1 protein-coding gene is annotated in these 1,091 nt (G+C 69.8%); it reads left to right on the top strand.

The features are described 5' to 3' along the window. Positions 1–71: 71 nt before the first annotated feature. Positions 72–1,034: a Bug family tripartite tricarboxylate transporter substrate binding protein gene (locus AC1DU6_RS32310; RefSeq protein ID WP_477862313.1), complete on the top strand. Its 963-nt coding sequence runs from the start codon at positions 72–74 to the stop codon at positions 1,032–1,034. Positions 1,035–1,091 lie beyond the last annotated feature (57 nt).

Consider the following 1,091-nt stretch of genomic DNA (forward strand, 5'->3'; position numbering starts at 1 on the left):
CTTCCTCATCCGCAGGGGCTCGGCCATCATGCCGGGGCGGGATACGCCCCGAGACGACAAGGAGACAAGCAATGCGTCGCGATACCTTCCTGAAGTCCCTGGCGGCCCTGGCCGCAGCCGGCGCCTGGCCATTGCAGGCCAACGCCGCCGGCGTGCCCATGAAGCTCATGATCCCGGCCAACCCCGGCGGCGGCTGGGACACCACCGGCCGGGCGCTGGGCAAGGCACTGCAGGACGCGGGCCTCGCGTCCTCCGTGCAGTTCGAGAACAAGGGCGGCGCCGCCGGCGCCCTGGGCCTGGCGCAGTTCGTCAACGCCAGCAAGGGCGACCCGCACTCCCTCATCGTCATGGGCGCCGTCATGCTGGGCGGCATCATCACCGGCAAGCCGCCGGTGACGCTGGCCCAGGCCACGCCGATTGCGCGGCTGCTCAGCGAATACAACGTCTACGTCGTCCACGCCGCATCGCCGCTGAAGACGATGAAGGACGTCGTCGAGCAGCTCAAGAAGGACGCCGGCAGCGTCAAGTGGGGCGGCGGCTCGCGCGGCTCGACCGAGCATGTCGCCGCGGCCATGATCGCGCGCGACGTCGGCGTGGACGCGGCCAAGATCAACTACGTGCCCTTCCGCGGCGGCGGCGAGGCGGTGGCGGCCATCCTGGGCGGCAACGTCACGGTGGGCGGCAGCGGCTTCAGCGAGTTCCAGCCCTATCTCGAGAGCGGCAAGATGCGCGCGCTGGCCGTCACGGCGCCGACCCGCATCAAGGGCCTGAATGCGCCGACGCTCAAGGAGCTGGGCATCGACGTCGAGATCGGCAACTGGCGCGGCGTCTACGCGCCGCCCGGCATCACGCCCGAGCAGCGCAAGGCGCTGACGGACATGGTCGTCGCGGCCACCAAGAGCAAGAGCTGGGCGGAGTCCATCGACAAGAACGGCTGGACGCCGGCACTGCTGTCCGGCCCCGAGTTTGAGGCCTTCGTCGACCGCGAGTTCGCGACGTTGCGGGCGATCATGGTCAAGTCGGGGATGATTTAGCCCCTCGCCCAGTCTTGCGCCGGCTGAACGCSGGCRAGCCTGGTCGGTCTTGCAGAC

This window comes from Roseateles sp. P5_B10, from assembly GCF_056400485.1.